Raw genomic sequence first — 21,789 nt, 5'->3', positions numbered from 1 at the left:
TCCTTCCTTTTTTATGATGAGCAAAAACCGATCAAAGGGTTTTTTCCTGCTTGAATGACCATGTGAAAGGAGTGATGGAAGGTTTTATTGGATAATGATTTTGTGCTTCATAAATCCCCTCGGCAATGGTTTTGGCCATTTTTAGCACAAGATTGAGACGCGTGTTCTGCAAGACCATGAACTCCATGAAGCCACTTACATTCACGATTCCTGTAATATGGGCATTTCCGACGGACGGAAGATCTTTATTGACCCCAGCCCCTGGCTTCACTGGTCCCTGGCCGATTTGAACGATGCCGACACTTTTCATTTTCCCTAAGCAAGCATCGATTCCGACGATAAAGGGATTGGCATGCATCTTTTTGATTTCATTTAATTTTTCCTGTAAATTCATCGCATGTATAGGGTCATCCAGAGTACCATAAACATGGAATGAAGAAGAACCGTTTTCAGCTTTCTCACTAAGCAGAGTGCCGACAAGTGGTCCGAGTGAATCGCCTGTGGAACGGTCCGTGCCTATGCAGACGATGACGATTGGTTGTAGCTTTCCGGTAGGTAGGAGGTTGATTAATTCCTGGGAAATTTGTTTGGATGCATCCGTATCTTCATGCAGGATGCGACTCAATCTATTTTTATTATTATTAAATAGACTAGAATTCAGATTCATCGGCTCAACTCCTTTACTTTATTTGGTATTACAGTATACGGATAAAAAGGGGAAAATATACGGTATTTAACATCATGGATGAGGGAATTTTTTGTAGAACATGCAAACAGGTGATGGGGATATGAATCGACGTTATCCTCTACCAATTGCTTTCATTTATACTTTCTAGTAAATAATTACTTGAATATTTTTTAAAAAACTTCTAATTCTTTTACCTATATACCCAAATTTTTTTTGTACAGAAACCATTATTTATTGATAAAATAGAGAAAATCTCTCTACCCATGGTTATCTCAACGCATGAAGGGTAGAGAAATACGTTTATATGGGAAAAAATCATATAGACAATATAAAAGATTTGCAGTTAATTGCATTGGGCAGGAGGAAAATATGGATCGCATTTATGATAACGTTACAAAAGAGATATTGGATGAAAAGCTATGGCTGCTGTTGGGCGAGGGGATTATTAAAATCTTCCTAGTTCTGTTGTTATCGCGTATTATTATTAGAATAGGAAAGACTATTCTGAATAAATTTTTCAAAGCACGTTTAAGGAGTCCCCTTCGGGTATCGGAGCGCAGGGAAGCGACACTCATTAAATTGCTCGAAAATATCATTACCTATGTCATCAATTTCATTGCTTTGATGATGATTCTGGAAATTTTTGGACTTCAGGTAATGCCGTTACTCGCTGGTGCCGGTGTTCTCGGTTTGGCAGTTGGGTTTGGTGCTCAAAGTTTGGTCAAGGATATAATTACAGGATTTTTCGTTATATTTGAAGATCATTTCTCAGTTGGGGATTATATTAAAATCAATAATTTTGAAGGGGAAGTCATTGAAATCGGGCTTCGTACAACGAAAATTAAAAGCGGTGCAGGTGAATTGCACTTCATACCCAACGGCAGCATCGTCCAGGTCACGAATTATTCCATTTTAAATAGTATGGCTGTTGTTGACGTGACCATACCTAACGATGGATCGGTCGAGCGTGCTGAGAAGGTGCTGATCGACCTGTTAAACAGTATGGAAGGCAAATACGAGGCCTTGATCAAGGCACCTGAATTTTTGGGAATTGAAAAAATTAGTCCTGAGGAAATCGTCTTTAGGATTAAAGCGGAAACAAAGCCGATGCATCACCTTGAAATCAGTAGGATATTAAGAATTGAAATAAGTGCTGCGCTTGATTCAACAGGGATTAAATCTACGTACAATGGCAGCGAGTCATAGGAATTAGGGGGCTCATGATTATGGAAGAAAAGGAATTTGCACTTAAGGATATTGTGGAAATGAAGAAACCGCATCCCTGTGGAGTGAATAAGTGGAGAATTATACGGATCGGTATGGATATCCGGATAAAATGTGAAGGGTGCGGCCATAGCGTGATGCTGCCTCGACGTGAATTCTCGAAGAAAATGAAAAAAGTTCTGCAAAAGCATGAGGAGTGATCATGCTTTTTTTTTGAGTGAAAGTAGTCCTGCGTTTCTCATGATTTACTTGTCTTTTTAGGAAGCGAAATCTATAATTGGGAAAGGTTTAGGTAATTGGAGGGTCTTTATAGAAGATCAGTTCTTTTCCCATATGTACGAATCATCTTGAAGGAGTGAAATATAAATGGCTTTAACAGCTGGTATAGTCGGTTTGCCTAACGTAGGTAAATCCACTTTATTTAATGCAATTACTCAGGCAGGTGCGGAATCTGCCAACTATCCTTTCTGTACGATCGACCCAAATGTCGGAATCGTGGAAGTGCCGGATCACCGTCTGCAAAAATTGACTGAATTGGTAAAACCGAAAAAGACGGTTCCGACAGCATTTGAATTCACGGATATCGCCGGGATTGTAAAAGGAGCAAGTAAAGGAGAAGGATTGGGTAATAAATTCCTTTCCCATATCCGTCAAGTGGATGCAATTTGTCAAGTCGTCCGTTGTTTTGCAGACGATAACATTACCCATGTCTCCGGAAAAGTAAATCCAATCGATGATATCGAAGTCATCAACCTTGAATTGATCCTTGCCGATTTGGAGTCTGTTGTCAAACGCATCGACCGTGTCGGAAAAATGGCCAAGCAAAAAGATAAAGCCGCTGTGGCAGAACATGAAATCCTTGTAGCTTTAAAAGAAGCATTGGAAGATGAAAAGCCTGCACGTACCGTCGAGTTTACTGAAGAACAGCAAAAAATCGTGAAGGGCATGCATTTACTCACAGCGAAGCCGACGCTTTACGTGGCGAACGTGAGCGAAGATGAAGTGGCGAATGCTGACGATAATGAATATGTACAGCAAGTTCGTGAATATGCTGCTAAGGAAAATGCCGAAGTGATCGTGATTTGTGCCAAGATTGAAGAAGAGATTGCCGAGCTTGAAGGTGAAGAAAAGGAAATGTTCCTATCTGAACTAGGCATCGAGGAGTCAGGTCTTGATCAGTTGATCCGTGCTTCTTATAATCTGCTTGGATTGGCAACATACTTTACAGCTGGTGTACAGGAAGTGCGTGCTTGGACATTCCGCAAAGGAATGAAAGCCCCTCAATGTGCCGGCGTCATTCACACGGACTTCGAACGTGGTTTCATCCGTGCCGAAACGGTTTCTTATACCGATTTACTTGAAGCGGGCAGTCATGGTGCTGCAAAAGAAGCAGGTAAAGTTCGTTTGGAAGGAAAAGAATACATCGTTAACGATGGCGATGTTATCCATTTCCGTTTTAACGTTTAAGATTCAAAGACCCTACCATTCATAAGTAGGGTCTTTCAGTTTGTCGACAAAAGGAGTTGATTGGAACGGAAGGTAAGAGACTCCTGCTTAGAAAAGCAGGTCCAAGGGAGACCCCGCAGGAGCAATGGCGCCGAGGAGGCTCCCGGACCGCCCGCGGAAAGCGAGTGCCTGAAGTGGAAATCAACGGTCACTCGGATTACAATTAATTGTAATAAGTCGAACCGTTCGTTGCAAAGCTTCTTTAACTATGCTATAATTTTTTCTTGTGAGTAATTATAAATAATTGCTCCTTGCCCAATTGGGCCGCTTAGACCAAAAGGAGGTGACAGTGATGAGAAAATACGAAATTATGTATATCATCCGTCCAAACATTGAGGAAGAAGCTAAAAAAGCTTTAGTTGAACGTTTCAACACAATCCTTTCTGATAATGGTGCGGAAGTAGAAGCAAAAGAATGGGGTAAACGCCGTCTTGCATATGAAATCAATGATTTCCGTGATGGTTACTACATGCTTCTTAAAGTTAACGCTGAAAGTGCTGCGATTCAAGAATTCGATCGTCTTGCTAAAATCAGTGAAGACATTATTCGCCACATGGCTACTAAAGAAGAAGTATAATTCGATATTTAATATAAATTCTAATCTTGTTTCATATGAAACAAGCTTGAAACCTAGGGGTTGATTCTGATGATGAATCGCGTAGTTTTGGTAGGACGCTTAACTAAAGATCCTGAATTACGATATACACCTAATGGAGTTCCCGTAGCTACCTTTACTTTAGCTGTGAACCGTGGTTTTACGAATCAGCAGGGTGAACGTGAAGCGGATTTCATTAACTGTGTAGTTTGGCGTAAACCGGCAGAAAATGTAGCTAACTTCTTGAAAAAGGGTAGTTTAGCTGGCGTGGATGGACGTGTCCAAACACGTAATTATGAAGGACAAGACGGCAAACGCGTATATGTGACGGAGATTCTGGCTGAGAGCGTTCAATTCCTTGAACCACGAAGCAGTTCAGCGGGTGAAAGAAATGAAGGCGGTTCTTACGGTGGAGGTCAAAGAAGTTATGGCAATAATAACGGAAATGACAACAATTCGTATGGACAAAATCCTAATCAGAATCAACGGAGCAATAACAACTACACTCGTGTAGATGATGATCCGTTTGCAAATGACGGTAAGACAATCGACATTTCAGATGACGATCTTCCGTTTTAAACAGCCGTTTAAAATGAAAATTCAAAAAGCAGGGAGGGAAATGTATCATGGCAATGGGTGGACGTAAAGGACGCGGTAAGCGTAAAAAGGTTTGTTATTTCACATCTAACGGAATCACTAAAATTGATTACAAAGATGTAGATCTTCTTAAAAAATTCGTCTCAGAACGCGGTAAAATTTTACCACGTCGTGTAACTGGTACAAGCGCTAAATATCAACGTAAATTAACGATTGCTATTAAACGCTCACGTACTATGGCATTACTACCATATGTATCTGGTGAATAATAAATCGGCACATTGAGGAGTTATCCTTAATGTGCCTTTTTTATAAGTTGTCACTTATGCCTGAAAACCGCTGAATTGCGGTTTTTTTATTTCAAAAGGAAGTCATCCGGACGTTTTCCTCAGAAAAAATAATCATATCCTAAAAAAGAGTGTGATGTTTGAAATATCCTGGCCGTAACGGATACAATATAAAGATGGAGATAAGACATCAATAATAACAGGGGGTGAAATAAAGATGAATAGCGGGAGACGGATTGCCGAGGGCGGAGCCCTTCTGGCATTATATTGCATTTTATTGTTCATCACCATTCAAGTCCCACTATTGGGTATTTTCACTACTTTCTTTTTACCCATTCCATTCATACTTGTCACAATCAAGCAAAAGCTATCGTGGAGCCTTGGTTACTTATTTGTAGCCTCGTTATTGTCGATCCTCATCGGGACGATATTGTCTGTTCCGCTGACCTTGCTCATGGGGGCAACGGGAATCGCGATCGGCCATTTTTTGAAAAAGGACAAACCGATGGCACCTATGTTCATAAGCGCAGTCCTTGTCTTCCTGGGAGGCATTTTATTAATATATGCAGCTTCAGTATTGATAACGGATGTTAATTACATAGAAGAATCGATGAACATGGCTGAGGGGTCGCTCGAAAATACTATCGGCATAATGGATTCCTTTGGACAGGCACCGACGGAACAAGTCAAAAAGCGGTTGTATGAATCACTCGATATGATGAACACTCTGATGCCAAGTTTGTTCGTCTTGATGTCCGTCATCATGGTTTTATTGATTTTCTTTGCGGCGCATCCCATTGTGAAGAGATTCAGTGATAAGGCGTTAAAATGGCCCCATTTTCGAGATCTGCGACTCCCGAAAAGCCTTTTATGGTATTATTTAATTACGATGCTTCTTGCTCTTTTTGTGAATACGGACAAGAACAGTTTTGTATATATGGCCATAACGAACCTATTTTTCATACTGCAGTTCTTCATTTTATTACAAGGATATTCCCTGATATTCTATATCGCTCATGTTAAGTCATGGGCTAAGGCCATCCCTGTTTTAATCGTGGTTTTTTCTTTGCTGCTGCCGATTCCGATTATTACGACGGCCGTTCGATTTTTAGGTATAATAGATTTAGGCTTTCCTTTTAGGGAGACAATCAAGAAAAAGGAATAGAAGATTTTTTTTGTAAAACAGATGCTTTTAGGAGCTGAAACTATGCCATCTTATTTGAAAGAATACTCGATTAAGTCCCCATTGTATGGGGTGCTGGCCGCAGTCGTTTTACTTTTGGGCGTACTGGCTTATTATAATTGGGTTATTGCACTTGTTGGACTATTGATTCTTGCTGGTTTATTTTATTTAACATTAAGAATGGTAGAAAAAAAGCAACGAAAGACAGAAGAGTATATAACGACTTTATCCTATCGTTTAAAGAAGGTGGGCGAGGAAGCGTTATTGGAAATGCCGATTGGGATCATGCTCTTTAATGAGGATTATTACATTGAATGGACCAATCCATTCCTGGCTTCTTGTTTTAGTGAAGATTCCTTGGCAGGAAGATCGCTATACGATGTTGCGGACTCGATAGTGCCGTTGATCAAGCAAGAGATCGAGACAGAGACGCTTACGCTCCACGATCGGAAATTCAAGGTGGTCCATAAGCGTGATGAAAGGCTTCTTTACTTTTTTGATGTAACGGAGCAAGTGGAAATTGAGAAATTATATGAAGATGAGCGGACGGCAATTGCGATCATTCTTCTTGATAATTATGATGATTTGACACAGGGTATGGATGATCAGCGTAAAAGCAGCATTAATAGCTTGGTCACCTCACTTCTTGATAAATGGGCAAGGGATAATGGCGTTTTCTTTAAACGGGTTTCCTCGGAACGATTCATCGCTGTCTTCAATGAGCATATCCTTCATCAGCTTGAGAAGGGCAAATTTTCGATTTTGGATGAAATCAGGGAAACGACGGCCAAGCAAAATGTACCATTGACTCTGAGCATCGGGGTTGGCTCTGCCGTGTCATCCTTACCGGAATTAGGTTCGCTTGCCCAGTCCAGCTTAGATCTCGCCCTAGGACGGGGCGGTGACCAAGTGGCGATAAAGCAAGCGAATGGAAAAGTGAAATTCTATGGCGGTAAAACCAATCCGATGGAAAAACGCACGAGAGTCCGTGCACGTGTCATTTCCCATGCATTGAAGGATATAGTCCTTGATAGCGATAAAGTCATTGTCATGGGCCATAAAAACCCGGATATGGACGCAATCGGTTCAGCGATTGGCATCTTGAAAGTTGCCCAGATGAATGAACGTGAAGGCTATATTGTCATCGACACCCAGCAGCTCGATAACAGTGTCCTTCGTTTAATGGAAGAGATCAAAAATAAAGAAGAGCTGTATTCCCGGTTCATAACACCTGATGATGCATTTGAAATGATTACGGATGAGACCTTGCTGGTTGTGGTCGATACACATAAACCTTCCATGGTGATTGAAGAACGGTTATTGAATAGGATCGATAAGGTTGTAGTCATCGACCATCATCGCCGCGGTGAGGAGTTCATCAAGAATTCATTGCTCGTCTATATGGAGCCATATGCATCTTCAACAGCAGAACTTGTAACTGAACTGCTTGAATATCAACCGAAACGCTCAAAGATTGATATGCTGGAGTCGACGGCGCTTCTTGCAGGTATCATCGTCGATACGAAAAGCTTCACCTTAAGAACAGGTTCACGCACTTTCGATGCAGCCTCTTATCTAAGGGCGCATGGAGCCGATACGGTACTTGTCCAGAAATTCTTAAAAGAAGACGTGGACACCTATATCAAACGTTCGAAGCTCATTGAGGAAGTCATCTTTTATAAAAAGGGAATTGCCATTGCCTCTGCAAAAACCGATCAAGTTCATAATCAGGTGCTCATCGCTCAAGCTGCGGACACCCTATTGACCATGGATGGCGTTGCGGCTTCTTTCGTAATGGCTAAGCGATCTGATGATACAGTTGGCATAAGTGCGCGTTCTCTTGGTGATATCAATGTACAGGTGATCATGGAAATGTTGAATGGAGGCGGACATTTAACAAATGCCGCCACTCAACAGGTTTGCTCCATTGATGAAGCCGAAAGTCGATTGAAAGTAGCTATTGATGAATATTTAGAAGGGGGACAAAAAGAATGAAAGTAATATTTCTGAAAGACGTAAAAGGTAAAGGGAAAAAAGGGGAAGTTAAAAATGTTGCAGATGGTTATGCCCATAATTTCCTGCTAAAACAAGGATTGGCCGTTGAAGCAAATAATTCAAATGTAAAAACTTTGGAAGCCCAGAAAAATAAAGAAGAATCACTTGCGGCAGAAGAACGGCAGCATGCTGAAGAATTGAAAGTGCAGCTGGAGAAATTAACGGTTGAACTATCTGCCAAAGCCGGTGAGGGCGGGCGTTTATTCGGTTCCATCACGACTAAGCAAATTGCATCGGAGCTTCAGAAAAAACACGGTATCAAGGTTGATAAACGTAAAATGGAGCTTGCCGAAGGCATCCGCACTTTAGGGCATACAAAGCTTCCAGTCAAGCTTCATCCTGAAGTCACTGCGACACTGACTGTGCATGTGAAAGAAATTAACTAATTTTAGCTGTTTCATATCTGTGAAAAATTGATAAAATAGAGATAGATGAAAAATGTGATTGGGCACGTTGTCCTTTCACTTTTTTCTTTTTTACTAGAAACATATAAAAGGTATCCTCTTAGAATGGGAGGTTTTAAGATATGATAGAACAATTTCAGGATAGGATTCCCCCTCAAAATATAGAAGCCGAACAGGCAGTGCTAGGAGCCATTTTTCTTGAGCCCTCTTCATTGACCGTTACATCGGAAGTTTTGATTCCGGAGGATTTTTACAGAAGCTCTCATCAAAAAATCTTTAATGTGATGCTTAAATTGAATGACGAAGGAAAAGCTGTCGATTTAATTACGGTGACAGAGGAATTGGCTGCGACAAAAAACCTTGAAGAAGTTGGCGGCGTTTCTTATTTAAGTGAATTGGCCGGATCGGTGCCTACCGCGGCCAATATTGAATATTATGTCCGCATCGTCGAGGAGAAGTCATTGCTGCGTCGTTTGATCAGGACAGCGACCAATATCGCTCAGGAAGGCTACAGTCGCGAGGACGAGGTCGAGGAGCTGCTCGGGGAAGCAGAAAAAACGATCATGGAAGTGGCCCAGCGCAAGAATTCCGGGTCTTTTCAAAATATTAAGGATGTATTGGTTTCGACGTACGATAACATAGAAGTTTTGACTACCCGTACAGGGGATGTCACGGGAATACCGACAGGGTTTGCTGAACTGGATCGAATGACAGCAGGGTTCCAACGTAATGACCTCATCATAGTGGGTGCCCGTCCTTCGGTTGGTAAAACCGCTTTTGCATTGAATATCGCTCAAAACGTTGCGACCAAAACGGAAGAGAATGTAGCGATTTTCAGTCTTGAAATGGGTGCAGAGCAGCTCGTTATGCGTATGCTCTGTGCTGAAGGGAATATCAACGCCCAGAATTTACGTACAGGTTCCTTAACTGATGAGGATTGGCGTAAACTGACGATGGCGATGGGGAGCTTGTCGAATGCCGGCATTTATATCGATGATACACCAGGTGTGAGGATTGGTGAAATCCGTTCAAAATGCCGTCGTTTGAAGCAGGAACATGGCCTTGGCATGATATTGATCGATTACCTGCAGTTAATTCAAGGCGATGGACGTTCAGGCGACAACCGTCAGCAAGAGGTATCCGAGATTTCACGTTCACTCAAAGCGCTCGCTCGTGAACTTAAAGTGCCCGTCATCGCCCTTTCACAGCTATCGCGGGGAGTGGAGCAGCGTCAGGATAAGCGCCCGATGATGTCTGATATCAGGGAATCCGGGAGTATCGAGCAAGATGCCGATATCGTCGCATTCTTATACCGTGATGATTATTATGATAAAGAATCCGAGAATAAAAATATCATCGAAATCATTATAGCGAAACAGCGTAATGGTCCAGTAGGCACGGTTTCGCTTGCATTCGTAAAAGAATATAATAAATTCGTTAACCTCGAACGCCGCTTCGATGATGATTCGATGTCTCCAGGCGCATAGGGAACTGCCTGCCATTTTTGCAATGGCGGGCTTTCTCTGTTTTTGGAAAAAGAAAAGGCCTTATGATAATAGAAAAAGAAATCAAAGGGTACAATAATGATTGACAATCCAAAACCCAATGTAAAACCGGAAAGAATTTTCTCATATTTACGAACGAAGTATTTATTGAAAAGTGTATTGTTCGGATTTTGTATTGACTTCCAGTTTGGATTATTGATAAAATAGGTTTGTTTGATAAGAACCGGTTAAAATGATCGGTATTACGTGAACCTTTGGAGGTGCTTTATTCAGATGTCATCAGTTGTAGTAGTCGGTACACAATGGGGAGACGAAGGTAAAGGTAAAATAACAGATTTTCTATCCCAGAATGCGGAAGCCATCGCTCGTTATCAAGGTGGGAATAATGCAGGGCATACAATAAAATTTAACGGCGTTACCTATAAACTGCATTTAATTCCGTCAGGGATTTTTTATAGTGATAAGATTTGTGTCATTGGAAATGGTATGGTGGTTGATCCAAAAGCTCTTGTAGAGGAGCTTGCTTATTTACATAGCCATGGTGTGAGTACGGATAATCTTCGTATCTCGAACCGTGCACATGTCATTCTTCCTTACCATATCAAATTGGATGAAGTCGAAGAAGACCGTAAAGGCGCCAACAAAATTGGAACGACTAAAAAGGGAATCGGCCCTGCATATATGGACAAAGCTGCTCGTAACGGGATCCGCATGGCAGACCTTTTGGACCGTGAAATTTTCGAGGAAAAATTGTCTCAAAATCTTGTCGAAAAAAATCGTATGTTTGAACGTTTCTATGAAACGGAAGGTTTCAAAATCGAAGATATCTTGGAAGAATACTATGAGTACGGACAACAAGTGCAGAAATATGTTTGTGATACATCCGTTGTATTGAATGATGCACTTGATGAAGGGAAACGGGTATTATTCGAAGGGGCACAAGGTGTCATGCTTGATATCGATCAAGGAACATACCCATTCGTCACTTCATCTAACCCAGTTGCAGGCGGAGTTACGATCGGTTCTGGTGTAGGTCCTACGAAAATCAACCATGTGGTTGGAGTATGTAAAGCATATACAAGCCGTGTGGGCGATGGTCCTTTCCCGACAGAATTGCATGATGAAGTCGGCAACCAAATCCGGGAAATCGGCCGTGAATATGGTACAACTACAGGCAGACCGCGCCGTGTAGGCTGGTTCGACGCTGTTGTCGTTCGCCATGCTCGCCGTGTCAGCGGGATTACCGATCTATCATTGAACTCGATAGACGTATTATCAGGTCTTGATACGGTCAAAATTTGTGTGGCTTATGACTATAAAGGCGAGATCATTCATGAGGTACCAGCGACTTTGAAAGCGATTGGCGAATGTAAACCAGTCTATGAAGAGCTACCAGGCTGGTCAGAAGACATCACAGGTTGCAAATCATTGGATGAGCTTCCAGAGAACGCTCGCCACTATGTAGAGCGCGTATCTCAATTGGTAGGCATTCCTTTGACCACTTTCTCTGTCGGTCCTGACCGTAACCAAACTAATGTCGTGAGAAGCCCTTGGCGTCTAGCGTAATTCTTGAAAAGGGAGCTGGCTTTTTTGCCGGCTCTTCTTTCGTTATTAATGCATTATATGTCACATTCAGGAGGTCCGGGATACTGAATGAATGGATTAAACTGTTGGAAAATGAAAAAAATAAGAAAAAAATAATTTTATTTCAAAAAACTATTGCCTAAACTATATAAACCATGATATTATCAAAAGCGTCGTCACAATAGAACAAGCCATTAACAAGATACGGATGTTAAGTTAACATCCCGAAAAGAAACATTTCATTAGTACGAGCCATTAGCTCAGTTGGTAGAGCATCTGACTTTTAATCAGAGGGTCGAAGGTTCGAATCCTTCATGGCTCACCATTTTTTCCGGCCCATTGGTCAAGCGGTTAAGACACCGCCCTTTCACGGCGGTAACACGGGTTCGAATCCCGTATGGGTCACTTCTTTATATAAATGCTTTACTGGTCCCGTGGTGTAGCGGTTAACATGCCTGCCTGTCACGCAGGAGATCGCGGGTTCGATTCCCGTCGGGACCGCCATTTTATTTTTTTTAAAAATAGAATATTTGGCTCAGTAGCTCAGTCGGTAGAGCAAAGGACTGAAAATCCTTGTGTCGGCGGTTCGATTCCGTCCTGAGCCATCCTTTTATAAACGCCTTTCCTTTAGGGCGTTTTTTTGTTTTGAGTCCAGATGTATTTTGAATGAAATCTTGTTAATAGATTGTTAACGATTTGTAACATACCAATTTCGGCCAATTCGGCATATAACTCGCTTTTAACCATGCTGGGCCTAGGTCCACTCCTTTTTCTGCAGTTTATTGAACGTGCCCCATTCCTCTATTTATTGGTACATGTTGTCACCATTTATACAGTTCCATTACATTATGAAGTCTGTTTCTTGTTTTTTTTCTTAATATGGTAGAGTTATGAGTGATAAAAATCATTAGAAATCAGTCATAAGCATGTGGATATTTAAATTGGACTAATAAATCTCGAAATAAAACTAATTAGTTTCTTAATTGGTGACTGAGCCGTTAAGGAGGACAATATATGTTTAGCTCAAAAGGCAAGGGGACCATCCTGTTGATGGTTTCCGTCATTTTAATGCTTGCAGGAAATCGGGCAACTGCTGCCGGGATATCGGAAACTGCAACCATACAGCATGTTTATCTTAACGACGAATTCGTCGGAAGTGTGACGGATGAAACGGAAATCGAAAAGATCGTAGCCGATAAGGTAGAAGAAGCACAGGAAGATTATCCGGACTTTACATTCGATAAGGAGGCACAGCTGACTTTTGTACCTGAAGAGGTATTCGATGAAGAGGTAAAAGAGGATCAGGCTGTCAAGGGAATTCAAGATCAGTTGAATGTGAAGGCAGAGGCGTATGAAATCGACATAGATAATCAGGCGGTCGCTTATGTTGCGTCAAAGGAAGATGCCGAGGACGTTCTGGAGAAAATCACTTTATTATATGTGAATGAAGAGGAATACGCTGAATATGAATCAGGTAAAAAGGAAAGTGAAAAAGATGCGGATTCGTTAAAAGAGCCAGGAAGTAGAATTCTGGACATCGAGTTTTCACTTCCCGTCACGTTTAAAGAGACAATGGTATATCCAGACGAAATCAAGAGCGTCGATAAAACCCTTTCCATGATAGAAGAAGGAAAGGAAGGAACGATGATCTATGAGGCAAAGGAAGATGAGGATCTTGAAGCCATTGCCACTAAGCATGATATGGACCTGGATCGCCTGCTGGAGCTAAATCCGGGACAGGATGAGAACAAAGGTATTAAAGAGGGCGAGCGTCTCTATGTGACCCAACGTATCCCCTATGTGAACGTAATGGTAGAAAGAGAAGTATTTAAGGAAGAGAGAATTCCATTTGAAAAGAAAGTGAAGGAGGATGACGAACTTCCAAAGGGCGAGCTCATCACTGAACAAATCGGGAATGAGGGGATTCTTGCGTTCACCTATAATGTATCCGAAACAAACGGAAAGAAAATCAGTGAAACGATCGTAAAAAAGGAAGTCACGGAAAAAGCCAAAACAGAAATCACCAGAAAAGGCACCAAGGTCATTCCTTCACAAGGCAGCGGTACATATTCATGGCCTGCAGATGGGGGCTATATTTCCAGTAAGCAGGGCCAGCGCTGGGGGAAACTGCACAAAGGTATAGATATTGCCCGGCCAGCAACCAGGACGATAACGGCAGCAGATCATGGGATAATCGAAACTGCCGGAAACTCCGGAGGATATGGAAATAAGATAACGATCAATCATAATAACGGGTATAAGACCGTGTATGCCCATTTGGATTCAATAGATGTACAAGCAGGACAAAAGATTGAAAAAGGCATGAAGATTGGCATGATGGGTTCAACGGGTAACTCGACCGGTGTCCACCTCCATTTTGAAATATATAAAAACGGGTCTCTCGTTAATCCGCTAAACTATATAAGCCAGTAATCGATGGAAGTCTTCGAAAAATATTCGAAGACTTCTTTGCTTCATACATAGATGAGAATAATAGGAAAAAGGTGATTTAATGCCTATAAAATGATAAAGTAGAATAGAGACAATTTGCTTTCATTCCGGTGTTCAGCCCCTTTTATTGGGTATATATATGTAAGTTTGCTGAACTAGGTTGCCAGCTTGGTGCAAGCAGAAGGAAAAGTGAATAAGGTCCCGGATAAGGACACGGTTTTTAATAGATTCAGTTCAGTTATTAAAAAGGAGATAAGTACATGGATAAAAAGATTCTGGTAGTGGATGACGAAAAGCCAATTGCTGATATATTACAATTCAATCTAAAAAAGGAAGGCTATGAAGTTTTTTGTGCTTATGATGGCAATGAAGCCCTCAAAATGGTAGAAGAACGGCAACCCGATTTGATTTTACTTGATATCATGCTGCCGCAGCGCGATGGGATGGAAGTTTGCAGGGAAGTAAGGAAGAAGTATGAAACGCCGATCATCATGTTAACGGCAAAGGATTCAGAGATTGATAAGGTCTTAGGATTGGAGCTTGGTGCAGACGACTATGTGACAAAGCCATTCAGTACCCGGGAAATAATTGCCCGCGTTAAGGCGAACCTAAGACGTCAGCAAGCTGTTCCGGTTCCCGATCAAGAGAATGAACCGAAGGAAATTACGATAGGAACGCTCACTATCCATCCGGATGCCTATGTGGTATCCAAGCGGGGCGATACGATTGAATTAACGCATCGCGAATTTGAGTTGCTTCATTACTTAGCGAAGCACATCGGTCAGGTCATGACAAGGGAGCACTTATTACAAACCGTGTGGGGCTATGATTATTTTGGTGATGTGCGTACGGTCGATGTAACGGTCAGACGTCTTCGTGAGAAGATTGAAGACAATCCAAGCCATCCTGGCTGGATTGTAACTAGAAGAGGGGTCGGTTATTACCTGCGTAACCCTGAACAGGAGTAGTCTCTATGAAAAAGGTTGGTTTTTTTCGCTCAATTCATTTTAAATTTGTTCTGATTTATGTATTGCTCATTTTCGTAGCCATGCAAATAATCGGGGTATATTTTGTTGGGGAATTGGAAGAAAATCTTGTCGGGAACTTTACGAAATCAATAAAAGGTCACGTTAACCTGCTTACCTACAGTATTGGTGAAGAAATGGAAAAAGAGAGGGGAGAGGAAGATCCAACCCTCGAAGAAGCGATTGATACGATATTGAAAGACCGGGATAATTCATCGAATGATATTTCGGAAGTGCGTGTCATCGACACCCGCAGCAGACGCGTGATCGGGACTTCAGCCTCAAGTAACCAGGATATTGTAGGGAAGAAGACAACGGAGGTCCTTATTAAGAATACGCTCATTTATGGAAAAGAAGATAGTGATATATTTCGGGACAAGAAAACAGGCAGGCGGCTTTGGGTCCTTTCAACACCCATTGAAGCAAATGGGGAGGTCATTGGCGCCGTCTATGTAATAGCAGAGATGGAAAATGTCTTTGAGCAGATGGATGAAATCAATAGTATCTTCATGACGGGGACGGCCATCGCCCTAGTCATTACGGCCATCTTGGGGATCCTGCTCGCACGAACGATCACAAGGCCGATGTCCGATATGAGAAAACAGGCCCTGGTGATGGCGAAAGGAAATTTCTCCAGAAAAGTTAGGGTGTATGGCGATGATGAAATTGGCCAGCTTGCCGTCACTTTCAATAATTTGACCAAAAAGCTTCAAGAATCGCAATCAAGCACAGAAGGAGAGCGGCGTAAGCTTTCATCTGTCCTTGCCAATATGACCGATGGTGTAATTTCAACGGACAGGCGCGGTCGGGTGAACTTGATCAATGAACCGGCGGCACGATTATTGGATGTCTCGAGTGAAACCGTCATGAACCAACCGATCATTGAGGTTTTGGGTCTTGAAGAAGAATATAAATTTGAGGATTTACTGGAAGAACGAGAGTCCATTATCCTTGATTACAGCAAAAAAAACCGGCCTTACATTTTGAGGGGGAACTTTTCGGTCATTCAAAAGGAAACGGGTTTCGTCAATGGTTTGATTACTGTTTTGCATGATATAACAGAGCAGGAAAAAATCGAGAGCGAACGCAGGGAGTTTGTTGCCAATGTATCACATGAACTGCGAACACCGTTAACGACGATGAGAAGTTACCTGGAAGCATTGGCTGAAGGTGCATGGAAGGACGAGGAAATCGCTCCATCCTTTTTAAGCGTTACCCAAAATGAAACGGAGCGAATGATCAGGCTTGTTAATGATCTGTTACAGCTTTCGAAAATGGACAGTAAAGATTACAGGCTTAAAACGGGCTGGGTGAATTTCAATAAATTCTATGACCACATCATCGATCGTTTTGAAATGTCGAAAAATGATGACATCACGTTTAAACGTGATTTGCCGAAGGAAGCTTATTTTGTGGATATTGATGAAGATAAAATCACCCAGGTTCTCTATAATGTAATCTCCAACTCCTTAAAGTACTCACCTGAAGGGGGTCAAGTGACTTTCCGCGTCAGGGCATCTGATGGCTTTATCATTGTGAGCATTACAGATCAAGGAGTGGGTATCCCGAAAAACGTCATTGATAAAATATTTGACCGCTTCTACCGTGTGGATAAAGCAAGGGCCCGTAACTTAGGCGGGACAGGGCTTGGTTTAGCCATTGCAAAAGAGATGGTCGTGGCGCATGGCGGGAAAATATGGGCGGAAAGTGTGGATGGAAAAGGAACTACCGTGTTCTTTACACTTCCTTACGAACAGGAAGAAGAGGATGATTGGTCATGAATTTTGAACGTGCAAAAAGTATCATACTGACTATTTTGGTTGGGACAAGCATTTTTTTGACATGGAGCATTTGGACGTACGAGCCTGAATATGATCCATTTGAACAATCGTCGGAATTTATAAGGATTAAAAGCGATGTCCAGATTGTCAGTGATGTCATTAAACCAGTCAGTATCCTTTTCCATGGCAATGGGCAGCATTTCCAGACTTCCAATCCGGTGGAAATAAATGAAATGGAAAAAGAATTTTCGCAATGGCGTTTCAGCGGCATAAAAGAGGTATCCGTAAAAAGGCTGCAAAGGAAATTTGACGATTTTGTCCATGAAGATGGGTCGATTGAAATAGAATTTACCGATGATATACCCATCGCCCTTTATAAAACGGTATTGAATATAACGGATAAGGAAGTGCCTGGATTTTCATTCGATCGAATCATCATTAAACAAAAGGATATCCGTGGTAAGGAATCTGCCGTTTATTTTGTTTCCTACGAGCAAGAGAAGATTTATCAAGGGATGGTCGACACTAAAAAACTAAGGAATTTCATGGATTCATTTTATAGTGGTTCATACGATAAGCACCCTGAATACACGGCCGAAACCATAAACAGCAAAAGGACGCTGTTCGTTCCGGAAAAGCCAGTGGAGATCAACAAACTTGAGTATTATATTGATTACTTGGATATTGGGAACTTGAAAAATGCGTTATTTATTTTTCCGAAGTTCGTACGCCAGGAACCCGTTTCGGTCGGTGAGGAATACACGGATGGAACAAGACTTATGACGGTCAATAAAGATCATTACCTTATTTCTTATATCAATCCGGCACAAAAGAGCAAGCTATTTGGCAGTTCCAGTGACCTTTTGCAAAAAAGCATTGATTTCATCAATGATCATGACGGTTGGGAAGATAACAATTACCGCTTTGCCTATATGTCGGAGAATGAACAACGAGTGGTATTCCGCTTATTCGTAAATGGTTATCCGGCCTTCAATGAATCTGGGATGACAGAAATCGAGCAAATTTGGGGGAAAGAAGAAATTTATAGCTATGACCGCCCATACTTTTCACTTGACTCAGTCCTCCCGTCAGAAGGAGCGGTAGTAATTTTACCAAGCGGTAGAGAAGTATTGAATAAGCTGAAATCGATGGATAATATCGATTTCAAAAGCGTGGAGGACATCTCGATTGGCTATAAACTGAATAAATCCCTCGATTCCAAACTTGTAACACTGGTTACACTCGATCCCACTTGGTATTATCGTATCGGCGATAAATGGTTTATTGTGCCTTTTGAAGAAGATTCGGGAGGCGATCAAAGTGGATTGGAATAATACAAAGTCGATTTTCATCATGGTTTTCTTCATTTTGAATATTTTTCTTCTTTATCAATTCCTGGAAAAGATTAATGACTCCCAATATGAAAGCTTCACGGAGTCCTCAACGGAGGAACTGTTGAAAGAAGATGAGATTTCAATAGAAACCCCACTTCCGAAACAAAAGTTGAAGGATCAATTCCTGATTGCCCAAAGCAAGACTTTCGAGAAGAAGGATATTGAGCACCTGAAAAACCAAAAAGCAAAAATCATCGATGATAAGAAGCTTGTGGGTACATTTAAAACACCGGTTGGCATGAAAGCGGAAGTTCATGCTGCAGACCTTGATATATTCCTGAAGGAGTATATTTTAAATGGAAGTGAGTATCATTTTTGGAGCTATGATGAAATCAACCAGACCATCATCTGCTATCAAGTGGCAGATAAAAAGATGTTTTATAATAATAGTAAAGGGAAGGTCACTTTATATCTGAACAAGAAGGGTGAAATCGTTTCCTATGAACAGATGTATTTAGAGGGCATCGAAAAATTCAATAAACCTAAAGAATTGGTATCTGCATTAACTGCTATTGGACAATTGTATCAGAATGGTGATATTGATCCCAAAAGCAAAGTCACGAATGTAAAACTGGGCTTTTATAATTCGCTTCAGACGACATCTGTGTCACATTTACTTGTGCCAACATGGTGGGTGGTCATTGATGACGAAACGGATCTCTTCGTGAATGCTTTTGATGGAGAGGTCATTGAATTGAATACAGAAGAAAAAATACTGGAGTGAGTAAAGATGACAATGCATTTTAGTGTTCTCGCAAGCGGGAGTACAGGAAATGCCTTTTTCGTGGAAACGGAGGATCAATCATTCCTTGTCGATGCCGGCTTAAGCGGTAAAGCCCTGGAAGCATTGTTTCAGGATATAGGCCGTGATATGTCGAAGTTATCCGGTATCCTCGTTACCCATGAACACAGCGACCATATTAAAGGTCTTGGCGTGGTTGCCAGAAAACATAAACTCCCGATATATGCGAATGCAAAAACATGGAATGCCATGGATCGATCAATCGGTGAAATTTCAACCGAACAAAAATTCACATTTGAAATGGAACAGGTCAAAACGTTCGGCAGTCTTGATATAGAATCTTTTGGCGTTTCACATGATGCGGCAGAGCCGATGTTTTACGTCTTTCATCATGAGGATAAGAAACTTGTGGTCATTACCGATACAGGGTACGTAAGTGACCGGATGAAAGGAATCATCTCGAATGCCGATGCTTATGTATTTGAAAGTAACCATGATGTGTCCATGCTGAGGATGGGAAAATATCCGTGGAGCATCAAGCGCCGGATTTTAAGTGATGTCGGACATGTTTGTAATGAAGACGCTGCCCTTGCAATGAGTGAAGTGGCAGGTGATAAGACCAAGCGGATTTACTTGGCCCACTTAAGCCTTGATAACAATATGAAGGATCTAGCAAGAATGTCGGTGGAACAGACGTTAAAGACAAAGGGGATCATCGTTGGCGAACAATTTTCCTTATATGATACTGACCCGAAAAGACCAACGGAGCTTGTTACGTTATAAATAAAAGGAATGGATGAGGGATACCTTGTTCATTCCTTTTTTATTTTTAAAAATTCCGATTCGTAAGTTACGAATCGGATTAAAAGGGGTATCGTTTGGTTAGAACTGTATAGGTAAAAGGAAAACGGCTTTATTCCCTTAAATAAAAGCATTCATTTTTTTAGAAAAAATTCGGTAATTGAGTATAATTGAGAGAGGATACCAAACAATAGAATTGCTATAATACATTCCTAAAATGAGAGGATGGGGCGGTCTTGGGTTATTATGATCAGAATGATGAGAACCAAAATAAACGGAAAAAAGGCTATACGGGCTATTTTCTAGCAGGCTTGGGGGGCGTCATCATCGGGGCCTTACTTATTTTACCGGGAAGCGGGCTGTTAAATAACGATGATAACGAAATTACAACGGAGAAATCAACAGAGAATGAGCCTGCGGAGCAGTCCCAGCAAAACCTTACTCTTGATGTAACAAGTGCTGTCACAAATGCTGTTGATAAGGCCAGCGACGCAGTAGTCGGGATCACTAACATTCAGGAAACGAACTTCTGGGGTCAAGGGAGCAACGCCGAGGACAGTTCGGCAGAAGCTGGCACTGGTTCTGGAGTCGTCTACAAAAAAGATGGGGGCAAAGCCTATATCGTCACGAATAATCACGTCATTGAAGGCGCCAATGAACTGGAAGTTACATTAAGTGATGGCACTAAATTACCAGCTGAACTACAAGGTAGTGACCCATGGACAGATTTAGCTGTCATTGTCGTGAATGGTGATAAAATCAAAACCATTGCTGAATTCGGGAAATCCAGCAAATTGAAACCTGGTGAGCCCGTAATTGCCATTGGCAATCCATTAGGCCTCCAATTCTCTGGATCGATCACACAAGGGATCATCTCCGGTTTGGAGCGTACGATAGAGGTGGATATCAATGAGGACGGACAAGTGGACTGGAATGCGGAGGTCATCCAGACCGATGCGGCGATTAACCCAGGTAACAGCGGGGGGGCACTCGTAAATATGTCAGGGCAGGTCATCGGAATAAATTCGATGAAGATTGCGGAAAATGCAGTGGAAGGAATCGGTCTTTCCATTCCGATTGATTCAGTTATACCGATTATTAATGATATAGAGGAATTTGGTGAAGTGAAACGTGCCTACTTGGGTGTGAACTTGGCATCTGTAGAAGAGATTTCCCAATACCATCAACAAAATACATTAAAGTTACCAAGGAAAGTTACATCTGGCGTTGCAATAACAGGCGTTCAAAGCAACTCTCCAGCATCCAAAGCCGGATTGAAGGAATTTGACGTCATTGTTGGAATGGATAATGAAAAAATTCATGACGTTGTGGAATTACGAAAATACCTTTACAACGAAAAGAAAATCGGTGATAAAGTCAAAATCATTTATTACCGTGACGGAAAGAAAGAAACTGCGGAAGTCAAACTTTCAAGCAGCGAAATCTAAAAGCACAAAAGGACAGGGGGAAAAATGCCTCCTGTCCTTTCTATTTCCTTGCGATTTTCTTATTTTTTGTTACGATTACCTGTGGATATATACTTAAATTAATAATCTCATGTAATTTGTGGATAATTGGAATGGAAGTACTGGGAATAATGAGTGGGAAAGGAGATATGAAAGATGAAATTATATTGCTGTCAGGAACACGTGGATATGGCGCTGGATGAAGTGGTATACGAATGTGAAACCTATCCTGTTTTAACGCTGGTTCCCGAAGAAAATCAGTTATCAACAACCTGTGAATATTGTCGAAACGTGGCAATATATCTAGTAGGGAACTAATATTCCCATACAAGATGTGGATAGATTTTGTGGATATGTGGATAACTTTTGTGGATAACATGTTCGTAACCTGTTCTTAACATGTTCTTAACATTTTCCGAAGAATGAAGCGGCGTGTGAAATGGTTTAGATTCGTGCTTTTGATTGTACGAATAATCAACATAATTCTGCATCGGATTTAAC

At 41.5% G+C, this 21,789-nt stretch carries 20 protein-coding genes and 4 tRNA genes; 23 read left to right on the top strand and 1 reads right to left on the bottom strand.

Translation table 11 applies throughout. The annotated features are described in order from the left end of the window. Nucleotides 1-31: 31 nt before the first annotated feature. On the bottom strand, nt 32-667 hold the full coding sequence (yyaC, locus tag QNH43_RS27540) for a spore protease YyaC (RefSeq protein ID WP_076368503.1): 636 nt from the start codon (nt 665-667) through the stop codon (nt 32-34). A gap of 390 nt (nt 668-1,057) precedes the next feature. Between yyaC and QNH43_RS27535 the strand changes: the two genes are divergently transcribed. From QNH43_RS27535 to QNH43_RS27425, 23 genes are all read left to right on the top strand, one after another. Next, nucleotides 1,058-1,894, top strand: coding sequence for a mechanosensitive ion channel family protein (locus tag QNH43_RS27535; protein ID WP_283916447.1), 837 nt, complete (start codon nt 1,058-1,060; stop codon nt 1,892-1,894). Between the two features lie 20 nt (nt 1,895-1,914). After that, complete coding sequence (locus QNH43_RS27530; protein ID WP_283916446.1) at nt 1,915-2,112, top strand: DUF951 domain-containing protein; 198 nt, start codon at nt 1,915-1,917, stop codon at nt 2,110-2,112. Between the two features lie 166 nt (nt 2,113-2,278). Next, nucleotides 2,279-3,379, top strand: coding sequence for a redox-regulated ATPase YchF (ychF, locus tag QNH43_RS27525; protein WP_076368500.1), 1,101 nt, complete (start codon nt 2,279-2,281; stop codon nt 3,377-3,379). A 331-nt stretch (nt 3,380-3,710) separates the two neighbouring features. After that, nucleotides 3,711-3,995: a 30S ribosomal protein S6 gene (gene rpsF, locus QNH43_RS27520; RefSeq protein ID WP_076368499.1), complete on the top strand. Its 285-nt coding sequence runs from the start codon at nt 3,711-3,713 to the stop codon at nt 3,993-3,995. A gap of 69 nt (nt 3,996-4,064) precedes the next feature. Next, nucleotides 4,065-4,592 (top strand): single-stranded DNA-binding protein, encoded by a 528-nt coding sequence (gene ssb, locus QNH43_RS27515; RefSeq protein ID WP_076368498.1) that lies wholly within the window; start codon nt 4,065-4,067, stop codon nt 4,590-4,592. A gap of 47 nt (nt 4,593-4,639) precedes the next feature. Next, complete coding sequence (rpsR, locus tag QNH43_RS27510; RefSeq protein ID WP_034316147.1) at nt 4,640-4,879, top strand: 30S ribosomal protein S18; 240 nt, start codon at nt 4,640-4,642, stop codon at nt 4,877-4,879. 235 nt (nt 4,880-5,114) lie between these two features. Further along, nucleotides 5,115-6,062: a YybS family protein gene (locus tag QNH43_RS27505; RefSeq protein ID WP_283916445.1), complete on the top strand. Its 948-nt coding sequence runs from the start codon at nt 5,115-5,117 to the stop codon at nt 6,060-6,062. Nucleotides 6,063-6,104: 42 nt separating this feature from the next. After that, nucleotides 6,105-8,075, top strand: a complete 1,971-nt coding sequence (locus QNH43_RS27500; RefSeq protein ID WP_283916444.1) for a DHH family phosphoesterase — start codon at nt 6,105-6,107, stop codon at nt 8,073-8,075. Then, complete coding sequence (gene rplI / locus QNH43_RS27495) at nt 8,072-8,521, top strand: 50S ribosomal protein L9 (protein WP_076368495.1); 450 nt, start codon at nt 8,072-8,074, stop codon at nt 8,519-8,521. Before QNH43_RS27500 ends, rplI begins: the two co-directional genes overlap by 4 nt. Before the next feature lie 140 nt (nt 8,522-8,661). Next, entirely contained in the window at nt 8,662-10,026 is a 1,365-nt protein-coding gene (dnaB, locus tag QNH43_RS27490) for a replicative DNA helicase (RefSeq protein ID WP_076368494.1), read from the top strand. A gap of 291 nt (nt 10,027-10,317) precedes the next feature. Further along, nucleotides 10,318-11,610 carry an adenylosuccinate synthase gene (locus QNH43_RS27485; protein ID WP_076368493.1) on the top strand — a complete coding sequence of 431 codons (1,293 nt, stop codon included), beginning with the start codon at nt 10,318-10,320 and terminating at the stop codon, nt 11,608-11,610. Between the two features lie 267 nt (nt 11,611-11,877). Then, nucleotides 11,878-11,953: transfer RNA gene (locus QNH43_RS27480), tRNA-Lys, on the top strand. A gap of 8 nt (nt 11,954-11,961) precedes the next feature. Then, nucleotides 11,962-12,033 (top strand) — tRNA-Glu (locus QNH43_RS27475). Nucleotides 12,034-12,056: 23 nt separating this feature from the next. After that, a tRNA-Asp gene (locus QNH43_RS27470) sits at nt 12,057-12,132 on the top strand. A 28-nt stretch (nt 12,133-12,160) separates the two neighbouring features. Next, nucleotides 12,161-12,233 (top strand) — tRNA-Phe (locus QNH43_RS27465). Between the two features lie 409 nt (nt 12,234-12,642). Further along, nucleotides 12,643-14,061: a peptidoglycan DD-metalloendopeptidase family protein gene (locus tag QNH43_RS27460; RefSeq protein ID WP_283916443.1), complete on the top strand. Its 1,419-nt coding sequence runs from the start codon at nt 12,643-12,645 to the stop codon at nt 14,059-14,061. 278 nt (nt 14,062-14,339) lie between these two features. Continuing rightward, on the top strand, nt 14,340-15,047 hold the full coding sequence (gene yycF, locus QNH43_RS27455) for a response regulator YycF (RefSeq protein WP_034316131.1): 708 nt from the start codon (nt 14,340-14,342) through the stop codon (nt 15,045-15,047). A 5-nt stretch (nt 15,048-15,052) separates the two neighbouring features. Next, entirely contained in the window at nt 15,053-16,885 is a 1,833-nt protein-coding gene (gene walK / locus QNH43_RS27450; protein ID WP_283916442.1) for a cell wall metabolism sensor histidine kinase WalK, read from the top strand. Then, complete coding sequence (locus QNH43_RS27445; protein ID WP_283916441.1) at nt 16,882-18,219, top strand: YycH family regulatory protein; 1,338 nt, start codon at nt 16,882-16,884, stop codon at nt 18,217-18,219. The genes walK and QNH43_RS27445 overlap by 4 nt, the downstream gene beginning before the upstream one ends. After that, nucleotides 18,206-19,003: a two-component system regulatory protein YycI gene (locus QNH43_RS27440; RefSeq protein WP_283916440.1), complete on the top strand. Its 798-nt coding sequence runs from the start codon at nt 18,206-18,208 to the stop codon at nt 19,001-19,003. The genes QNH43_RS27445 and QNH43_RS27440 overlap by 14 nt, the downstream gene beginning before the upstream one ends. 6 nt (nt 19,004-19,009) lie before the next feature. Then, complete coding sequence (locus QNH43_RS27435) at nt 19,010-19,804, top strand: MBL fold metallo-hydrolase (RefSeq protein ID WP_283916439.1); 795 nt, start codon at nt 19,010-19,012, stop codon at nt 19,802-19,804. A gap of 254 nt (nt 19,805-20,058) precedes the next feature. Beyond that, nucleotides 20,059-21,270, top strand: coding sequence for a S1C family serine protease (locus tag QNH43_RS27430; RefSeq protein WP_283916438.1), 1,212 nt, complete (start codon nt 20,059-20,061; stop codon nt 21,268-21,270). 174 nt (nt 21,271-21,444) lie between these two features. Next, nucleotides 21,445-21,606: a CxxH/CxxC protein gene (locus QNH43_RS27425; RefSeq protein ID WP_065310847.1), complete on the top strand. Its 162-nt coding sequence runs from the start codon at nt 21,445-21,447 to the stop codon at nt 21,604-21,606. Nucleotides 21,607-21,789 lie beyond the last annotated feature (183 nt).

It is taken from the genome of Peribacillus simplex, assembly GCF_030123325.1.
Classification (GTDB): domain Bacteria; phylum Bacillota; class Bacilli; order Bacillales; family DSM-1321; genus Peribacillus; species Peribacillus simplex_D.
This window is presented reverse-complemented; position numbering and strand designations above follow the sequence as displayed.

Coding starts and splice junctions, on each gene's coding strand:
- yyaC (WP_076368503.1), bottom strand. CDS start 667: ATGAATCTGAATTCTAGTCTATTTAATAATAATAAAAATAGATTGAGT.
- QNH43_RS27535 (WP_283916447.1), top strand. CDS start 1,058: ATGGATCGCATTTATGATAACGTTACAAAAGAGATATTGGATGAAAAG.
- QNH43_RS27530 (WP_283916446.1), top strand. CDS start 1,915: ATGGAAGAAAAGGAATTTGCACTTAAGGATATTGTGGAAATGAAGAAA.
- ychF (WP_076368500.1), top strand. CDS start 2,279: ATGGCTTTAACAGCTGGTATAGTCGGTTTGCCTAACGTAGGTAAATCC.
- rpsF (WP_076368499.1), top strand. CDS start 3,711: ATGAGAAAATACGAAATTATGTATATCATCCGTCCAAACATTGAGGAA.
- ssb (WP_076368498.1), top strand. CDS start 4,065: ATGATGAATCGCGTAGTTTTGGTAGGACGCTTAACTAAAGATCCTGAA.
- rpsR (WP_034316147.1), top strand. CDS start 4,640: ATGGCAATGGGTGGACGTAAAGGACGCGGTAAGCGTAAAAAGGTTTGT.
- QNH43_RS27505 (WP_283916445.1), top strand. CDS start 5,115: ATGAATAGCGGGAGACGGATTGCCGAGGGCGGAGCCCTTCTGGCATTA.
- QNH43_RS27500 (WP_283916444.1), top strand. CDS start 6,105: ATGCCATCTTATTTGAAAGAATACTCGATTAAGTCCCCATTGTATGGG.
- rplI (WP_076368495.1), top strand. CDS start 8,072: ATGAAAGTAATATTTCTGAAAGACGTAAAAGGTAAAGGGAAAAAAGGG.
- dnaB (WP_076368494.1), top strand. CDS start 8,662: ATGATAGAACAATTTCAGGATAGGATTCCCCCTCAAAATATAGAAGCC.
- QNH43_RS27485 (WP_076368493.1), top strand. CDS start 10,318: ATGTCATCAGTTGTAGTAGTCGGTACACAATGGGGAGACGAAGGTAAA.
- QNH43_RS27460 (WP_283916443.1), top strand. CDS start 12,643: ATGTTTAGCTCAAAAGGCAAGGGGACCATCCTGTTGATGGTTTCCGTC.
- yycF (WP_034316131.1), top strand. CDS start 14,340: ATGGATAAAAAGATTCTGGTAGTGGATGACGAAAAGCCAATTGCTGAT.
- walK (WP_283916442.1), top strand. CDS start 15,053: ATGAAAAAGGTTGGTTTTTTTCGCTCAATTCATTTTAAATTTGTTCTG.
- QNH43_RS27445 (WP_283916441.1), top strand. CDS start 16,882: ATGAATTTTGAACGTGCAAAAAGTATCATACTGACTATTTTGGTTGGG.
- QNH43_RS27435 (WP_283916439.1), top strand. CDS start 19,010: ATGACAATGCATTTTAGTGTTCTCGCAAGCGGGAGTACAGGAAATGCC.
- QNH43_RS27425 (WP_065310847.1), top strand. CDS start 21,445: ATGAAATTATATTGCTGTCAGGAACACGTGGATATGGCGCTGGATGAA.